The organism is Halorarum halophilum, from assembly GCF_013401515.1.
GTDB lineage: Archaea > Halobacteriota > Halobacteria > Halobacteriales > Haloferacaceae > Halorarum > Halorarum halophilum.
The window spans coordinates 17,332-32,047 of sequence record NZ_CP058529.1; the positions used below are offsets into that span (position 1 = coordinate 17,332).

Consider the following 14,716-nt stretch of genomic DNA (forward strand, 5'->3'; position numbering starts at 1 on the left):
CTACGCCACCTCGCCGTCCCCGTCCCCCGCTCCTAGCTCGTCCGGTATCCCATCACCGTCGGGGCCACCGACCCGCTCCTCCGTGTCGGCGACGCGGACGACGAGCGTGTCGGCCGCGAGGTCGCCAAGGCGCTGATCCCGGTCGCTGATGGCGACGACGATCGCGCCGAGGAGGTAGAACGCGGGGAGCCAGTCGACGAACCGGAGGAGGTTCCGGATCGCGGCCGCGGCGACGTCCGGCGCGCCGCCCTCCTCCGTCACGACCACGAGGCCGAGCGCCTTCTTGCCGAGCGTCTGACCCGAGTGGGTCTCCAGCGCGGTGAATTACAGGAAGGTGGTGATTGTCCCGAGCGCGCTCGCCGAGGCTGACCCCGCCTCGCCGAACACCGCCAGCGGCGCCCAGACGGCGCCGTTGACGAGCGCGAGCAGGACGAGGTCGACGAGGACCGCGCCGACGCGGCGGTCGAACGTACCGCCGACGGTGTCGAGGTCCGGGTCGGGTCGCTTCATGGCGGCCGGGTCGTCGCGTCGCGAGAAAAACCCTCTGGGGCGGTCGTCGGGGAGGTCAGGCCGGTCCTACCGCGTCCGGACGACGACGGTGTTGGCGACGATGTCGCCGACGCGCTGGTGCTCGTCGGTGACGTACATCACGATGAGGCCGACGAGGTACGGGATGACGATGCCGAGCTGGTCGACGATGCGCAGGACGTTCCGGATGGCGGCGGCGCCGTAGTCGCAGTCGGTGCCGTCGTCCTTCACGACCACGATGCCCATGAGGCTCTTGCCGGGGGTCTGACCCGACTTGCCCTCGAAGTAGATGAAGTAGCCGTACTGGAGGAGGATGAACACCGGAGTCAACAGGAGGATGGCCCCGGTCATGCCGTTCTCGCCGCCGAGGCCGACGCCGATACCGCCGACGACGAGCGCCAGGACGGCGGCCACGATGCCGATGACGATGCTGTCGATGATGAACGCGACGATGCGCGCGCCGAACACGTCCCCGTGGGTGTCCATCCGCGGTTGTGGGCGACTCATGACAGGTCCGACAGCCGAGAGTGGTAAAGCCGTTCCGGTAGCCGCGAGGAATCGCCGACGGGGTCCCGACGGCGCCGGAGTTCCCCGCTATCCATCCCGGACGGTTATCATTACCGACAAGACCGATCCCGCGTCGATGGGAACCACGTGAACGTCCGTTAGAGTCAAACGATGCGCCCCCGATATCGGGGATATGAGCACGCAGGAGCAGGAGGAGCGGACCATCCGCTGTCTCATCGCCAAGGTCGGGCTCGACGGGCACGACCGCGGCGCCCACGTCATCTCCCGGGCGTTTCGCGACGCCGGCTTCGAGGTCATCTACTCGGGGCTCCACCGGGCGCCCGACGAGATCGTGCAGGCGGCCGTCCAGGAGGACGTGGACGTGCTCGGCATCTCGATCCTGTCGGGCGCGCACAACACGCTCGTGCCGAAGATCATCGCCGGCCTGGAGGAGTACGACGCGTTCGAGGACACGCTCATCCTCGTCGGCGGCATCGTGCCCGACGACGACCGCGAGGAGCTGCTGGAGATGGGCGTCTCGGCCGTGTTCGGTCCCGGTACCCCGATGGAGGACACCATCGAGTTCGTCCGGGAGAACGTCCACGAACGGAAATGAGCCCGGCCGAATCGGACGGGGAGGTCGGGGCCGAGGCGGACGGCGAACCGAGCGACGGGTCGAACGGCGCGTCGGTCGAGTCCGAACTCGTCGCCGACGTCCTCGACGGGAAGCACCGGGCGCTCGCCCGCGTCATCTCCAAGATCGAGGACCGGTCGCCGGGCTACCGCGACATCGTCTCGGAGCTCCACCGCCACACCGGCCACGCCGAGGTCCTGGGCGTCACCGGCTCGCCCGGGGCCGGGAAGTCGACGCTCGTGGACAAACTGGCGAGGACGTACCGCGACCAGGGGGAGACCGTCGGCGTCATCGCCGTCGACCCGTCCTCGCCGTACACCGGCGGCGCGGTGCTCGGCGACCGCATCCGGATGGCCTCGAACGTCGGCGACATGGACGTGTTCTTCCGGTCGATGTCCGCGCGCGGCACCCTGGGCGGGCTCTCGACGGCCACCGCGGACGCCGTGAAGGCGCTCGACGCCTTCGGCAAGGACCGGATCATCATCGAGACGGTCGGCGCCGGCCAGAACGAGGTGGACATCGTCCGTACCGCCGACACGGTCTGCGTACTCGTCCAGCCGGGCTCCGGCGACGACGTGCAGATGCTGAAGGCGGGAATCCTCGAAATCGGCGACGTGTTCGTCGTCAACAAGGCAGACATGGACGGCGCCCAGCGAACCGTCGCCGAACTGGAGGAGATGATCCACATGCGGCAGAACCCGGGGAAGAACCTGGACACCGGCCACCACGGCCCGGTCGACGAGGACGAGATGGCCGACGTCGCGATTGACGACGCCGAGGAGGAGGCGTGGGACCCCGAGGTCGTCGAGACGGTCGCCACGAGCGGGGACGGCATCGAGGAACTCGTGGAGACGCTCGCGGCCCACCGGACGTGGCTGGAGGACACCGGCGCGCTGGCGGAGAAGGCGCGCACCCGCTACGCCGCGGAGATCAGGCAGTTGCTCCGGGCGGACGCCGCGCGGATCCTCGAGGAGGAACTGGCCGACCGGGGCGGCGTCGACGGGCTCGCAGACCGGGTCGTCGACCGCGAGACCGACCCGTACACCGTCGCCGCCGAGGTCATCGAACCAATCGAGGAGTGCGTCCGCGAACGGCGGGAGTGAGTCGCGCCCCCGTTTGCGACCGGCTTCGATCGCTCAGCAACGCGGCGGTTCGGCGGGTTCCGGACCGTGTGTCGGCCGATCGAGCGGTCGACCCTGTCGGCGAGCGTCCGCGTCTCCGAGAACAGTAGTACGTGTTGGGGGGTACCGCTTGCATCTTCCCGCGCCTCCAATCGGGTTCCGCCGCCCGAACTAAGTCTCCCGCCGCCCTACAGGGGGTATGAGCTTCCGGTCAAAGATCGGCGGCGCGCTGAAGTTCACACTCCTCGGCGCGGGGATAACCGTCGCGGCCACGCGGGCACTCCGCGCGAAGGCGGGCGATCTCGAACCGCCGCTGTCCGGTCGGCAGGGCGCGTTCCGGTGGCGCGGGATGGACGTCGCGTACACGGAGGCCGGCGACGCGGACGACGAGACGGTCGTCCTCCTCCACGGGATGAACGCGGCGGGCACCTCCGGCGAGTGGCGCGAGGTCTTCCCGCTGCTCGCCGACGACTACCACGTCGTCGCGCCCGACTTCCCGGGGTTCGGCTGTTCGGACCGGCCGCCGCTGCGCTACTCGGCCGCGCTATACGAGGACTTCGTCCGGGACTTCCTCACCGAGTTCGAGGAGCCGCGCGTCGTCGCCTCGTCCCTCTCGGGCGCCTACGTCGCGGCCGTCGCCGACACGGTCGACGTAGCGGGACTCACCCTCGTCTGCCCGACCGGCGGCGCCGGCGCCGACCCGCCGAAGGCGTGGCTCCGGGAGCTGGTCCGCGCGCCGGTGCTCGGCGACGCCGCGTTCGGCATGCTCACGACCCGCGCGTCCATCCGGTACTTCAACGCCGACCACGGTTACTGGGACCCCGAGAAGGTGGGCGACGAGTGGCCCGACTACGAGTGGCGGACGACCCACCAGCCGAACGCGCGCTTCGCGGCCGCCTCGTTCCTCGCCGGCGACCTCGACAGCGACCTCGAACTGGGCGACGTGCTCGCCGACCTCGACGTCCCCGTGACGATCGTCTGGGGTCGGGAGGCGGACCTGCCGCCGCTCTCCGAGGGCCGCACGCTGGCCGAGCGCGCGGACGCCGAACTGATCGTGTTCGACAACGCGATGCTGCTCCCGCACGTCGAGTTCCCCGAGGAGTTCGCCGCGACCGTCGCGGGCGACCGCCCCGACGACTCCGTCGAGACGCGGTCGAGCGAGTGAGCGCGTAGCGGGGTCGCTCAGGCGGGTCGGAAGACGACGAGCGGGCGGCCGTCCGGTCCGTCGGGTTCCACGTCCGGGGCCACGCTATCGCCGATGGCGACCTCGTCGGCCGAAACGTCCCGCAGGACGCCCGTGAGCCGAACCGGTCCGAAGTCGACGACTGCGGTGACGTACGGCGTCTCGTCCGCGAACGCCGGCGCGGCGACGTGGACCTCCGAGAACGTCGCGACGGTCCCCGTCCCCGGGAGCGCACGCTCGGCGAGGTCGGTGTAGCCACACTCGGGGCAGACCCGACGCGGCGGGAGCGAGCCGTGGCCGTCGCCGCACTCGAGGTAGAAGCCACCCTCGGCGAGCGCGTCGACCCACTCCTCGTAGCTCCCGTTCCGAGGCGTCTCCTCGCCCTCTCCCTCCCCCGTCATTCCGCCACCTCCAGTACGTGGACGACCGCGCTGGCGACCGTGCCGCCGGCGTTGTGGGTGAGTCCGACGGTCGCGTCGGGGACCGCGTCGCTGTTCGGGTGGTCGCCCCGGAGGATGCGGGTCATCTCGGCCAGCTGCGAGCCGCCGGTCGCACCGACCGGGTGACCCTTCGCCTTCAGACCCCCCGAGAGGTTCACGGGCAGGTCGCCGTCGCGGGTCGTCTCCCCGCGACGGGCGGCGCCGATCCCCTCGCCCGGTTCGTAGAAACCAAGCGACTCGAGCGCGGCGACCTCCGCGATGGTGAAGCAGTCGTGGACCTCGGCCACCTCCACGTCGTCGGCGGTGATACCAGCGTCGGCGTACGCCTCGTCGGCCGCGTCGGTGGCCGCCGGGGTCAGAGCCATGTCCGCGCGGTCCTGGAGCGCGGCGCGGTCGCCGCCCTGCCCGGTCCCGGCCACCGAGACCGGCGCGTCGAGGTCGTGCTCGGCGGCGTACTCATCGGAGACGAGCACGAGCGCGGAGGCGCCGTCGGTGATCGGGCAGGCGTCGAACAGGCCGAGCGGCGAGGCGACCGTCGGCGCGTCGAGCACCTCCTCGACCGTGACCTCGCGCTGGTACTGGGCGTACTCGTTGTTCAGCGCGTTCGAGTGGTTCTTCGAGGCGACGTGCGCGAGGTCCTCGCGGTCGCCGCCGTAGCGGTCGAAGTAGGCGCGGGCCATCAGCGCGTACGCGCCGGGGAACGTAACGCCGGCGCGGACCTCGAACAGTTCGTCGGCCGCGACGGCGAGCGACTCGGTCACCTCGGCCGTCGAGAGGTTCGTCATCCGCTCCATCCCGCCGGCGAGGAGCATGTCGGCCTCGCCCGACCGGATGGCCCGGACGGCCTCTCGGACGGCGACCCCAGCGGAGGCGCACGCCTCCTCGTAGCGCGTTCCCGGGCACCGGAGGCCGGCGGCCTCGACCATCAACGGTGCCTGGTGGCCCTGGCGCTCGGCGAGCGCGCCCATGAAGTTGCCGTAGTTCAGGTGTTCCACGTCGCCGGACTCGACGCCCGCGTCCGCGAGCGCAGAGAGCGCCGCCTCGGCGAACAGGTCGCGACCCTCCCGGCCCTCGTGTCTGCCGAACGGGGTGAGACCGACGCCGGCGACTCGGACTCCAGTCATGCGAGAACCTAGGGCCTGGACCGGCTAAAGGCCTGCCGGAGTCGTGTCTGAGCGACACGTTTCGGGAAAATCGTGACTCGAATCCGGGTAGTGATCTTCGCCGTCTCCGTGCCCGCAGTCGAGCGTCGTGTACCTGCTCGCCGTAGAGCGCCTTCCGAGCGCACCCGAGCGACAGCGTTCACGAGAACGGTGTCCCCACTCTTCGGCGGGAGAATCCGAAAACGGCGCGCGTCGGTTACCGAACGAGCAGGTCCTCGCCGCGCTCCACGACGATGCTGCACGGCGGCGACATCTTGTTGTACGCGCGACGGAACGCCTCCTTTACCGCGTCGGCGTCCTCGGGCTTCACGTAGGCCGTGAACACCGGCTCGTTCACGCTGATGCGGGCGGCCGTGCCCACGGGCTTGCCGAACGACTGGCGCATGCCGTCGGAGACGCGGTCCGCGCCGGCGCCGGTCGCCTGCTTGTTCTCCCGGAGCACCTGGTGGGGGAACTTGCGCAGGACCATCTTGTAGTTCTCCTCGCCGATCTCGGTGAGGAGGTGGCGGTTGGCCGAGAGGCGTGCGGACTCGAGCGAGCCGTGCCGGATCTGCACGTCCTCGTCGACACACAGGGAGATCTGCACCGGGTAGTCCTCGGGACCCGTCTGCAGGTTCCCCATGTTGTGCTGTGCGATCTTCGATCCCGGGATACCAGTGATGTACTCGCGCCGCGTGAAGGACGGCTTGTCGATAGTCCGGTACATCGAGGCCGGCTTGTCTGACATGGTTACTTGAGCGGAACGACGGTGCTCCCGCGAATAAAGCCTTCGAAGCCCGTTGCCGGACGCGACGGGTCGAGGCGGGGACGGGACGAGCCCGAGACGACCGGCGTCGCCTGCCCGTCCCCTTCGCGGTTCGGGCCTCACCCCACTGTGTCGTCGTCCCCGACCACATCGGTTTCCTCCAGCTCCGTACCGTCTGTCTCCGCGACGAGTCGGTCGACCGCCACGTGGTCGAGTCCCTCCTCCGCGAGCAGTTCCGCGGCGCGGTCCGTGACCGACGGCGCGACGAGCACGCCGCCGACGGGGGTGCCGTCGGGTTCCTCGCGCTCGACGGCGCTCACGTAGCGTGCGAGTTGGCCGACGGCGTCCGGGCCGACCCGTCGACGCTTCAATTCCACGACGACCGGATGGCCGTCGGCGTCGACGCCGAACACGTCCACCGGACCGGCGTCGGTCTCCCGCTCGGTCGCCTGCGGTTCGAACCCATCGGCGACGAGCGAGGGCTCCTCCAGGATACGGGCCTTCAGATCCGCCTCGCTGCCGACGACGTCGACGCTCCGGCCGCCGGTCACGGCGTACGCCGCCAGGTGGTCCACTGCGGAGAACCGGACGTTGAGCGTCTCGGACGGGTTCGTCCGAGTGCTCCGGACGCGGAGGCGGCCGTCGCGGACCGCTGCGCGGTGCTCGCTCCCCGGCGGCTGCCAGTTCACCGGGGTCCGCCCCTCGTCGGTGTGGACGAGCGCGGTGCCGTCGGGTTTGAGGACGAGCAGGCGAGCGCCCGGCCCGAGCGACGACGCCGCCCGCCCGTCGTACTCGACGGTGCATTCGCCGAACACCGACACTGTGTCCCCGCGTGCGAACGCCGCCTCCAGCTCCCACAGCGTCTCGCGATGGCTCGGCTCGTGGAGGCTCACGACGCTCATCCGACGCACCCCCGGAAAGACTGCGGGGCTGTGGTCTCGGGAACCGACGTCACTGTGGCCCCGCGTAGGTCTGGAACCCGGAAAAGGGGAACGCTCCGGGCAGGTGCCGACCGTCATTGACGGCCCTTCCGATCGATCACTCGGGACTCGACGGAGGGTCCGCAGGGCGGAACCCGGCGGACCGCGGCCGCTCCGCTCGTCGGTGTAGCGTCGAAAGAAGTCGGATCGATTGCTCGCCCGATGTCGGGTGTCTGTGCCGAGTTACAGGCGCTCGAGGTTCGTCGCGCGCGGGCCCTTGGGGGCCTGCTCGATGTCGAACTCGACCTCCTGACCCTCTTCGAGGTCCGGACCGCCGATGTCCTCCATGTGGAAGAACACGTCCTCGTCCGCATCGTCGCTCTCGATAAACCCGTAGCCGCCGGTGTCGTTGAAGAAGTCGACCTTCCCTTTTGCCATACCGGTCAAAGTGCCCGACCGTGTATAACCTTTCCGAGATAGGATGGATGCTGGAGGGAACCCGCGGTCGGGACCTCGGTGCAGTAGCGGCCCCTGCCCCGATTCCTGACGCTCGCTCGTCGGGTAATCGACGTGGCGCAGTCGCTCGGGGGAGTAGATCCGATAAGAACGCGAATCGTTCGGTCGCCGTGAGGCGACGTCACGAACCTGATTACAGGCGCTCGAGGTTAGTCGCGCGCGGGCCCTTCGGTGCCTGTTCGATGCTGAATTCCACTTCCTGCCCTTCCTCGAGGTCCGGACCGCCGATGTCCTCCATGTGGAAGAACACGTCGTCGTCCTCGTCGTCGCTCGAAATGAAACCGTAGCCGCCAGTGTCGTTGAAGAAATCGACTTCGCCTTTCGCCATTGCATCCACTACTCCCCCTCGGCGACGGATAAGGCTTCGCTATTCGTCCGGGAACCGTCTCGAATCCCGGACGAACGTCCGGGTGTTGTCGAATCCTGTCTCGGAATTTCCAGTACGGATGCGCCTCGATCTATGGCTGTCTAATCAGGCGGTTCGCGGTGCTGGAACTGGGGGTCTGGCGATTCCATCGATTCCGGAGCACGTTCGCCTGCGGACACACGGGTATCGCCTTCCTCCCCCCTCGGAGTCGGGAACGCATCGACGGATCGCCGCGGGGGATGGTCGCGTCGCTTCCTCATTCGTGTGGTCGAAACGAGAGGGGGTCGATCCAGCGTTCGACCGGGAAGAACAGCCGAATCGCTGGTATACAGCGTCGAATTAGGGTGATTGGAGCACAAAGCCCTCGCGCCCCATCCTCGCTCGTCGGCGATGACTTACAAGGGGCCACGGTCCGATTCGTCTCCATGGACCTGAAGGAAACTGTCGGTGATCGGAAGCGACTCGTTCGCACACTCCTCGCTGCCGGCCTGACGGGCGTCGCGATCCGCTCGCTCCGGAAGGGGAGGCGATTGAACGGGCTGCTCGCTGGTGCGGGGGCTGCTGTACTCGGATACACCGCGACGTCCCAGTCGGAAGACCTGGCGGAGACCATCGGTATCGGCACGACCGACGAGGACGCCGGACTCCGCTGTGCGATCTGCGGTGAACCCATCGTCCCGGGACAGGCACGCGGTCCGAACGAGAACGGTAAGACCGTCCACGACGCCTGCCGGGAATCCGCCGAATGAGGGCGTGTGAGGGCACGCATCTTTGGCGGTTCGACTCGCGGTCGTAGAACCGGATTCGCCGACGAGGGTTGATCGGGGACGTTCGCGTCGTGGTCGGCGGTACTACCCCGCCTCCCGAAAACGATCCTCGCTCCCATCCCACGCTCACTCGGCGATCCGAAATCCGCCGGCGTCGCGTCCATCGGTCCGCTCTCCGACGTTCGCGAGCGGACGCCTCACCCGCGCTGTGGAGGTCGGATTCGACGTCACCTGTCGGATTCAGCTTTTCGCCACCGATGGCCGTAGATCCGGGGCAGTGCGTCGGCCTTCGAGTACGGAACCTTCGATGGAACGGTCGATAACCGGGTCGAGACGCTGTTCGGAAGCGGCCCCGACGGAAGCGACGAAACCTTCGTTGGATCTCGAACGGCCGACTGCCTGTTAGCGCTCCTGACCCGTGTTTTGTTCGACTCGTAAAGCCGCTCGGACGCCGCGTGTTGTTCTATCACCGCTGCTCGAACGTTCTTCGACTTCGCCTGGGCCTCCTGTTCTGCCACCGCGTTTTTTGCTTCGGGAAGGAGCGACGAGACGAACTCCCTGGCGTCCGAAACCGCTTTCGAGTCGCCACTGACGCCATCGAGGGCGCCTCCTCCGGGCAGGTCTTCGAGTTCCTCCTCCAACCGTCGCCTCGCTCTCTCGAATTCGAGCAAGTCGACCGCGTTCCACAGCTCCCGAACGTGGACGACCCTCTCCAGGTGACTCAGGTCGAAGGCCAGGTCGGGGTTGCGTTCCCTGACGGCCTCCGAGAGGCGATCGAGATCTACGAGATTCGGAAGCTCACCCACTTCGACGACGTCCGGCAACTCGTCGAGATCGATCGTTTCGAGGAGCGCATCGGTCGATACGAGTACGTCGAACAGCTCCTTCACCGGTCCCGCCAACGAGGCACCGGACTCGTCCTCGTTGAACGTCGATTTCACGCGGTCTATCTCCGCTTCGATTCGCTCCGTGAGCCGGTCAGGTTCGGAACGGGTAGGGGTAGCGCTCATGGGCGGGGATCGATATCCCTACGCTAGAGACAGGGAAAACCCTGCGCCCTAAGCGTTCGAATTCCAACTCGATGCCCGCGAGGGGACCGACTTCCGTATGCGCTTAGCCGCTGTGACTCGTCTTTTCAAATCGGCTCGGGAGGCCATCGACCGATTCCGGCGGCCCACTAGGTCGCTCCGCTCCCTCGTTCGCAGTGCCGGAATCAGAAGGATGCCGCCTCCCCGATTTGAACGGGGGACAGCTCGATCTTCAGTCGAGTGCTCTCCCAGTCTGAGCTAAGGCGGCTCATCCGAATCGACTGCGGGCACCGGAAAAAGGGTTTCGAAACGGGTCCCGTCAGAGGACGTCGCGCCGCTCGGTGAACGTGCGGGTCACGTCCTCGGACCGCACGGTCGTCTGGATCGTGATCCAGCCGTCGTTCTGGCGGACCTTGAACCCCTCCGAGTAGCTCAGCTTCACGCGCTTGGTCGCAGTCGTGGTCTCGCCGGCGTCCATCCCCCCGACCTCCTCCTTGCCCTGCCAGACGGGGTCCTTCGACTGAGTCTCGTTGCCGGCGAAGATCCGGACGTAGACGTTGACGTTGCTGGCACTCCGGTCCCGGTTGTTCGTCAGCTCGACCGTGACGTCGCGGCACGTCTGTCCGCACTTCTCCGTCTCCGTCACCGAGAAGTAGTACGGCGGGAGGTCCTGCCCCGCGTCGTCGCCGGAGCCTCCGGAGTCACCCGAACCGCCGGAATCGCCGCCGCCGCCCCCGGAGCTCCCGCTCGCGGTCGGCGTCTGCGTGGGGAACTCGCCGATGTCCTCCTCACCCGTGTCGAACGGGCCGACGCCGGCGACGAACGCCCCGGCGGTCCCGACGACCAGGAACAGCGCCACCACGCCGATCGCTGCTGCTTTTCCGGTTTCCACTCTACTTCCCCCTCGTCGACGTTCCCGTTCTCGTCATTACCACGTGGTATGTATCCGTCGCAAAAAGGTCTGATTACTCGTTCGTTGACTCTTCTCGGTCGGCGAATCGCCCGGCAGCAGCAGGGCGGTACCACGTCGAACGGATTCGACTGTGACGATCCGTTCCCGAGGTGGTGCACCGCGAGTTACGCCGTCGAAGAAAACAATGACCGGCTTCCGACTCGGCCCGTGTGAGCCGAGGTCGGAAACCGTGTCCGCTACCGAATCACGGGCCGACTACGAGTCGGTCTCGTTGGCCGGCGGCTGCTCCAGGTGGGGGTCGAAGTGGACGCCCTCGGAGACGGGCATCCCGCTTCCGTTCGCGGGTTCACCCGTCACGGGATCGGTCACGTTCTCCCCGTCGTGACTGGAGGGGCCGTCGCTTGCACCCCAGTAGTTGTTCGTCGCGTTCACCATATCGTCGTCGTGGTTGATGATCCCGTACCGCCACTCACTGTACGGTTCGAACGCGAGTTCGAACACGTTCTCGTGGGCGGTGATCACCACGCCGGGGTCGGGACAGAGCTTCGTCTCCTCGACCTCTACTTGCCTGACCGCGGACAGTCTATTGTGCTGCAGGGAGATCGGCCCGGCCGCGCTCTCGACGTACACACCGTAGTAGCCGGTCAACGAGTTGTTCTCGATCACGTGGCCCGACCCGCGGAGTTGAATCGAACCGCCCTCCCCGTCCTGGATCTCGCCGCCGCTGAATTCGTTGTTCCGGAACGTGTGGTTGACTCCGTATACGCTGACAGCCCACCATAACGCACTTGCATCGTTGTTCGCGACCGTGTGGTTCGAGCCGCGAACGACGATTCCGCGGTCATCACCCAGTGCACTGTTCCCGACCAGGGTGTTGTTGCTTCCGCTTACAGAGATGGCCCGGTCGACATCCTCGACCGTATTGTTCGAGATGACGTTCCCGGATGATCCGCTTCCGAGGCTGATCCCGTATCTCGTCCTCTGAACGACGTTGTCACTGATCTCGGATCGGTTCATTCCCCCCCCACACCGATCGCCGAACCACGGTCGCACGTTCGCCTCGCTACCGCTCGGCGCTGCGTGCTCCCTGGTTCGACTCCGCGTACGCCATTTCGGCGACACGGACGGCTCGCTTCGCTCGCCGTCGGTGTGTCGCCGAAAAGTGGGCTCGGGCGGAGTCGAACCACCGATCTCTTCCTTGTAAGGGAAGCGTCATAACCACTAGACCACGAGCCCGTATCCGAACGAATCGGGTCGGGTGGAATAACGCTTGTCCTTTTCCCCACGCGACGACACGCTTTCACACCCGGAACGCGATGCCGCGGTGTGGACCGCCGTCGAATCGTTCCCCTCGCACTCCTCGTCCTCGCGCTCGCACTTGCCGGCGTTCTCGCGTTCGCGCCCGGCCTCCTGGTCACCGGCGAGTACGACCGGACTACCGTCGCGATCTACGACGCCGACGGGACGGACCTAGCGACCGTGAACGTGAGCGTTGCCGACACCTACCCGAAGCGTTACGTCGGCCTCAGCGACACCGAGTCGCTCGACGAGAACGAGGGGATGCTGTTCGTCCACTCCGGGACCGGGAAACACGCCTACGTAATGCGCGAGATGGACTTCCCCATCGACATCGTCTTCGTCGCCGCGAACGGCACGATAACCCGCATCCACCACGCCCGACTCCCCGCCGACGGGAGCGGCGACCGCACCCGGTACCGGGGGACCGGGAAGTACGTCCTCGAGGTGCCGTACGGCTACACGAATCGGACGGGCGTGGACGAGGGCGACCGCGTCGTCATCGCCGGCGACTACTGAGCTCGGAGTCGGCCCATTTCGATTCGAAGCGAACCCTTTAGGGCGCCCGCTTCGTCCGAATCGACCAATGAGTCACCCCGCCGAGGAGGACGATCCCTTCGAGGACGTCCGCGAGCGAACGGACAACGCGATGCCGCGGTTGTTCCGTGAGTACGGCCGCGAGAACTGGTACCAGTTCCTCGTCGGGTTCGTCGCGAGCGTCTTCGCGCGGGTCCTCGACCTCTTCCCTCCCCTCGTGCTCGGCGTCGCCATCGACGCGCTGTTCAACCCCGACGCGAACGTCTCGTACGCCGAGGCGGTCGCCGCCCTCTTCCCGGCCGTCAGTCCGGCGATGCTCGCCGGCGTCGTCCCCGCCAGTAGACAGGGCCAGTTCAACTTCTCGATCGCGCTCATCTGCGTCGGCTTCTTCGGCGGCGCCGCTTTCCACTGGTCGCGCAACTGGGGCTGGAACTCCTTCGCGCAGAACATCCAGCACAGCATCCGCGTGGACACGTACAACAAGATGCAGCGGCTGAACATGGACTTCTTCGCCGACAAGCAGACCGGTGAGATGATGTCCATCCTCTCGAACGACGTGAACCGCCTGGAGCGGTTCCTCAACGACGGGATGAACTCCTTCTTCCGGCTCGCGGTGATGGTGCTCGCCATCGCGGCCATCCTCTTTTCCCTCAACTGGCAACTCGCCCTGGTCGCGCTCGTTCCGGTCCCGCTCATCGCCTTCTTCACCTGGAAGTTCATCGAGACCATCCAGCCGAAGTACGCCGACGTGCGCTCGTCGGTCGGCGCCATGAACTCCCGGCTGGAGAACAACCTCGGGGGCATCCAGGTCATCAAGACGTTCAACACAGAGAGCTTCGAGTCCGACCGCGTCGACGACGTGTCGATGGACTACTTCGACGCGAACTGGGACGCCATCGAGACGCGCATCCTGTTCTTCCCCGGCCTCCGCATCATCGCGGGAATCGGCTTCATCCTCACGTTCTTCGTCGGCGGCCTCTGGGTGTTCTCAGGGCCGCCGTGGATCTTCTCGGGCGAGCTCGGACTCGGCCAGTTCGTCATCTTCATCACGCTCACCCAGCGGTTCATCTGGCCGATGGCCCAGTTCGGGCAGATCATCAACATGTACCAGCGGGCGCGCGCGTCCTCCTCGCGCATCTTCGGGTTGATGGACGAACCCTCTCGCATCGCTGAGGACCCCGAGGCGGACGAACTGGTCGTCGGGGACGGGGAGGTCGTGTACGACGACGTCACCTTCGGCTACGACGAGGAGGAGACGATCATCGAGGACGTGAGCTTCGAGGTCGGCGGCGGCGAGACGCTCGCGCTCGTCGGCCCCACCGGCGCGGGCAAGTCGACCGTCCTGAAGCTCCTGCTCAGGATGTACGACGTGAACGAGGGCTCGATCACCATCGACGACCAGGACCTCCGGGACGTCACCATCCCGAGCCTCCGCCGGCAGGTCGGCTACGTCAGCCAGGAGACGTTCATGTTCTACGGCACGGTCCGGGACAACATCGCCTACGGCACGTTCGATGCCGACGACGAGGCGGTCGTCGAGGCCGCGAAGGCGGCCGAGGCCCACGAGTTCATCCAGAACCTCCCGGAGGGCTACGACACGGAGATCGGCGAACGCGGCGTGAAGCTCTCGGGCGGCCAGCGTCAGCGGCTCTCCATAGCGCGCGCCGTGCTCAAGGATCCCGAGATCCTGATCCTCGACGAGGCGACCTCCGACGTGGACACGGAGACTGAGATGCTCATCCAGCGCTCGCTCGACCAGCTCACCGCGGACCGCACGACGTTCGCCATCGCCCACCGCCTCTCGACCATCCGGGACGCGGATCAGATCATCGTCCTCGAGGACGGCCGCGTCGCAGAGCGCGGCGAGCACGAGGAGTTGCTCGACGAGGACGGGCTCTACGCGCACCTCTGGGGCGTCCAGGCCGGCGAGATCGACGAGCTCCCCCAGGAGTTCATCGACCGCGCCGCCCGCCGGGCGTCCAGAACCGAGGCCGAGGCGAACGACGACTGACCGGCCGACCCCCTCCCCGCCCCCGATTCGCCCAGACCCC

18 protein-coding genes and 2 tRNA genes are annotated in these 14,716 nt (G+C 67.3%); 6 read left to right on the plus strand and 14 right to left on the minus strand.

The window, feature by feature from the left end; translation table 11 throughout:
- The 3 genes from HUG10_RS00080 to HUG10_RS00090 all read right to left on the minus strand — a co-directional run bounded on the left by HUG10_RS00080 (position 1) and on the right by HUG10_RS00090 (position 1,035).
- Positions 1-315, minus strand: a complete 315-nt coding sequence (locus HUG10_RS00080) for an RDD family protein (protein ID WP_179170944.1) — start codon at positions 313-315, stop codon at positions 1-3.
- 9 nt (positions 316-324) lie between these two features.
- Positions 325-510, minus strand: coding sequence for a hypothetical protein (locus HUG10_RS00085; RefSeq protein ID WP_179167612.1), 186 nt, complete (start codon positions 508-510; stop codon positions 325-327).
- Between the two features lie 66 nt (positions 511-576).
- On the minus strand, positions 577-1,035 hold the full coding sequence (locus HUG10_RS00090; RefSeq protein WP_218780625.1) for an RDD family protein: 459 nt from the start codon (positions 1,033-1,035) through the stop codon (positions 577-579).
- A 193-nt stretch (positions 1,036-1,228) separates the two neighbouring features.
- On the opposite strand from HUG10_RS00090, the gene HUG10_RS00095 reads away from it, so the two are divergent.
- The 3 genes from HUG10_RS00095 to HUG10_RS00105 all read left to right on the plus strand — a co-directional run bounded on the left by HUG10_RS00095 (position 1,229) and on the right by HUG10_RS00105 (position 3,955).
- On the plus strand, positions 1,229-1,651 hold the full coding sequence (locus HUG10_RS00095) for a cobalamin B12-binding domain-containing protein (protein WP_179167613.1): 423 nt from the start codon (positions 1,229-1,231) through the stop codon (positions 1,649-1,651).
- On the plus strand, positions 1,648-2,772 hold the full coding sequence (gene meaB, locus HUG10_RS00100; RefSeq protein WP_179167614.1) for a methylmalonyl Co-A mutase-associated GTPase MeaB: 1,125 nt from the start codon (positions 1,648-1,650) through the stop codon (positions 2,770-2,772). Before HUG10_RS00095 ends, meaB begins: the two co-directional genes overlap by 4 nt.
- A gap of 217 nt (positions 2,773-2,989) precedes the next feature.
- A complete protein-coding gene (locus HUG10_RS00105; RefSeq protein ID WP_179167615.1) occupies positions 2,990-3,955 on the plus strand; it encodes an alpha/beta fold hydrolase in 966 nt (321 codons plus the stop codon).
- 17 nt (positions 3,956-3,972) lie between these two features.
- Here the strand turns inward: HUG10_RS00105 and HUG10_RS00110 are convergent, their stop codons facing one another.
- The 6 genes from HUG10_RS00110 to HUG10_RS00135 form a co-directional block, all read right to left on the minus strand.
- Positions 3,973-4,374 (minus strand): Zn-ribbon domain-containing OB-fold protein, encoded by a 402-nt coding sequence (locus tag HUG10_RS00110; RefSeq protein WP_179167616.1) that lies wholly within the window; start codon positions 4,372-4,374, stop codon positions 3,973-3,975.
- The gene (locus HUG10_RS00115; RefSeq protein ID WP_179167617.1) at positions 4,371-5,537 is read right to left on the minus strand and encodes a thiolase domain-containing protein; all 1,167 of its coding nucleotides are present in this window, start codon (positions 5,535-5,537) and stop codon (positions 4,371-4,373) included. Before HUG10_RS00115 ends, HUG10_RS00110 begins: the two co-directional genes overlap by 4 nt.
- 235 nt (positions 5,538-5,772) lie before the next feature.
- Entirely contained in the window at positions 5,773-6,303 is a 531-nt protein-coding gene (locus tag HUG10_RS00120) for a 50S ribosomal protein L16 (protein WP_179167618.1), read from the minus strand.
- Between the two features lie 137 nt (positions 6,304-6,440).
- Positions 6,441-7,223 (minus strand): endonuclease NucS, encoded by a 783-nt coding sequence (gene nucS / locus HUG10_RS00125; RefSeq protein WP_179167619.1) that lies wholly within the window; start codon positions 7,221-7,223, stop codon positions 6,441-6,443.
- Positions 7,224-7,484: 261 nt separating this feature from the next.
- Positions 7,485-7,679 (minus strand): cold-shock protein, encoded by a 195-nt coding sequence (locus HUG10_RS00130; protein ID WP_179167620.1) that lies wholly within the window; start codon positions 7,677-7,679, stop codon positions 7,485-7,487.
- A gap of 211 nt (positions 7,680-7,890) precedes the next feature.
- Positions 7,891-8,085: a cold-shock protein gene (locus tag HUG10_RS00135; protein WP_179167621.1), complete on the minus strand. Its 195-nt coding sequence runs from the start codon at positions 8,083-8,085 to the stop codon at positions 7,891-7,893.
- A 464-nt stretch (positions 8,086-8,549) separates the two neighbouring features.
- Here HUG10_RS00135 and HUG10_RS00140 point away from each other — a divergent pair, with 464 nt between their 5' ends.
- Positions 8,550-8,873 carry a DUF2892 domain-containing protein gene (locus tag HUG10_RS00140; protein ID WP_179167622.1) on the plus strand — a complete coding sequence of 108 codons (324 nt, stop codon included), beginning with the start codon at positions 8,550-8,552 and terminating at the stop codon, positions 8,871-8,873.
- A gap of 245 nt (positions 8,874-9,118) precedes the next feature.
- On the opposite strand, the gene HUG10_RS00145 is transcribed toward HUG10_RS00140, so the two are convergent.
- The 5 genes from HUG10_RS00145 to HUG10_RS00165 form a co-directional block, all read right to left on the minus strand.
- Positions 9,119-9,832: a hypothetical protein gene (locus HUG10_RS00145; RefSeq protein WP_179167623.1), complete on the minus strand. Its 714-nt coding sequence runs from the start codon at positions 9,830-9,832 to the stop codon at positions 9,119-9,121.
- Between the two features lie 281 nt (positions 9,833-10,113).
- Positions 10,114-10,187: transfer RNA gene (locus HUG10_RS00150), tRNA-Phe, on the minus strand.
- A 51-nt stretch (positions 10,188-10,238) separates the two neighbouring features.
- Entirely contained in the window at positions 10,239-10,811 is a 573-nt protein-coding gene (locus tag HUG10_RS00155; protein ID WP_246310191.1) for a hypothetical protein, read from the minus strand.
- 276 nt (positions 10,812-11,087) lie between these two features.
- Positions 11,088-11,849, minus strand: coding sequence for a NosD domain-containing protein (locus HUG10_RS00160; protein ID WP_179167624.1), 762 nt, complete (start codon positions 11,847-11,849; stop codon positions 11,088-11,090).
- A 146-nt stretch (positions 11,850-11,995) separates the two neighbouring features.
- Positions 11,996-12,068: transfer RNA gene (locus tag HUG10_RS00165), tRNA-Val, on the minus strand.
- A 90-nt stretch (positions 12,069-12,158) separates the two neighbouring features.
- Between HUG10_RS00165 and HUG10_RS00170 the strand changes: the two genes are divergently transcribed.
- Entirely contained in the window at positions 12,159-12,647 is a 489-nt protein-coding gene (locus HUG10_RS00170; RefSeq protein ID WP_179167625.1) for a DUF192 domain-containing protein, read from the plus strand.
- A 67-nt stretch (positions 12,648-12,714) separates the two neighbouring features.
- Positions 12,715-14,676: an ABC transporter ATP-binding protein gene (locus tag HUG10_RS00175; protein WP_179167626.1), complete on the plus strand. Its 1,962-nt coding sequence runs from the start codon at positions 12,715-12,717 to the stop codon at positions 14,674-14,676.
- Positions 14,677-14,716: the final 40 nt, after the last annotated feature.

What these genes read in the sequence shown, in the direction of transcription:
- HUG10_RS00130 (WP_179167620.1), bottom strand. Translation starts at nt 7,679, where the DNA reads ATGGCAAAAGGGAAGGTCGACTTCTTCAACGACACCGGCGGCTACGGG.
- HUG10_RS00115 (WP_179167617.1), bottom strand. Translation starts at nt 5,537, where the DNA reads ATGACTGGAGTCCGAGTCGCCGGCGTCGGTCTCACCCCGTTCGGCAGA.
- HUG10_RS00110 (WP_179167616.1), bottom strand. Translation starts at nt 4,374, where the DNA reads ATGACGGGGGAGGGAGAGGGCGAGGAGACGCCTCGGAACGGGAGCTAC.
- meaB (WP_179167614.1), top strand. Translation starts at nt 1,648, where the DNA reads ATGAGCCCGGCCGAATCGGACGGGGAGGTCGGGGCCGAGGCGGACGGC.
- HUG10_RS00160 (WP_179167624.1), bottom strand. Translation starts at nt 11,849, where the DNA reads ATGAACCGATCCGAGATCAGTGACAACGTCGTTCAGAGGACGAGATAC.
- HUG10_RS00140 (WP_179167622.1), top strand. Translation starts at nt 8,550, where the DNA reads ATGGACCTGAAGGAAACTGTCGGTGATCGGAAGCGACTCGTTCGCACA.
- HUG10_RS00105 (WP_179167615.1), top strand. Translation starts at nt 2,990, where the DNA reads ATGAGCTTCCGGTCAAAGATCGGCGGCGCGCTGAAGTTCACACTCCTC.
- HUG10_RS00175 (WP_179167626.1), top strand. Translation starts at nt 12,715, where the DNA reads ATGAGTCACCCCGCCGAGGAGGACGATCCCTTCGAGGACGTCCGCGAG.
- HUG10_RS00095 (WP_179167613.1), top strand. Translation starts at nt 1,229, where the DNA reads ATGAGCACGCAGGAGCAGGAGGAGCGGACCATCCGCTGTCTCATCGCC.
- nucS (WP_179167619.1), bottom strand. Translation starts at nt 7,223, where the DNA reads ATGAGCGTCGTGAGCCTCCACGAGCCGAGCCATCGCGAGACGCTGTGG.
- HUG10_RS00120 (WP_179167618.1), bottom strand. Translation starts at nt 6,303, where the DNA reads ATGTCAGACAAGCCGGCCTCGATGTACCGGACTATCGACAAGCCGTCC.
- HUG10_RS00085 (WP_179167612.1), bottom strand. Translation starts at nt 510, where the DNA reads ATGAAGCGACCCGACCCGGACCTCGACACCGTCGGCGGTACGTTCGAC.
- HUG10_RS00090 (WP_218780625.1), bottom strand. Translation starts at nt 1,035, where the DNA reads ATGAGTCGCCCACAACCGCGGATGGACACCCACGGGGACGTGTTCGGC.
- HUG10_RS00135 (WP_179167621.1), bottom strand. Translation starts at nt 8,085, where the DNA reads ATGGCGAAAGGCGAAGTCGATTTCTTCAACGACACTGGCGGCTACGGT.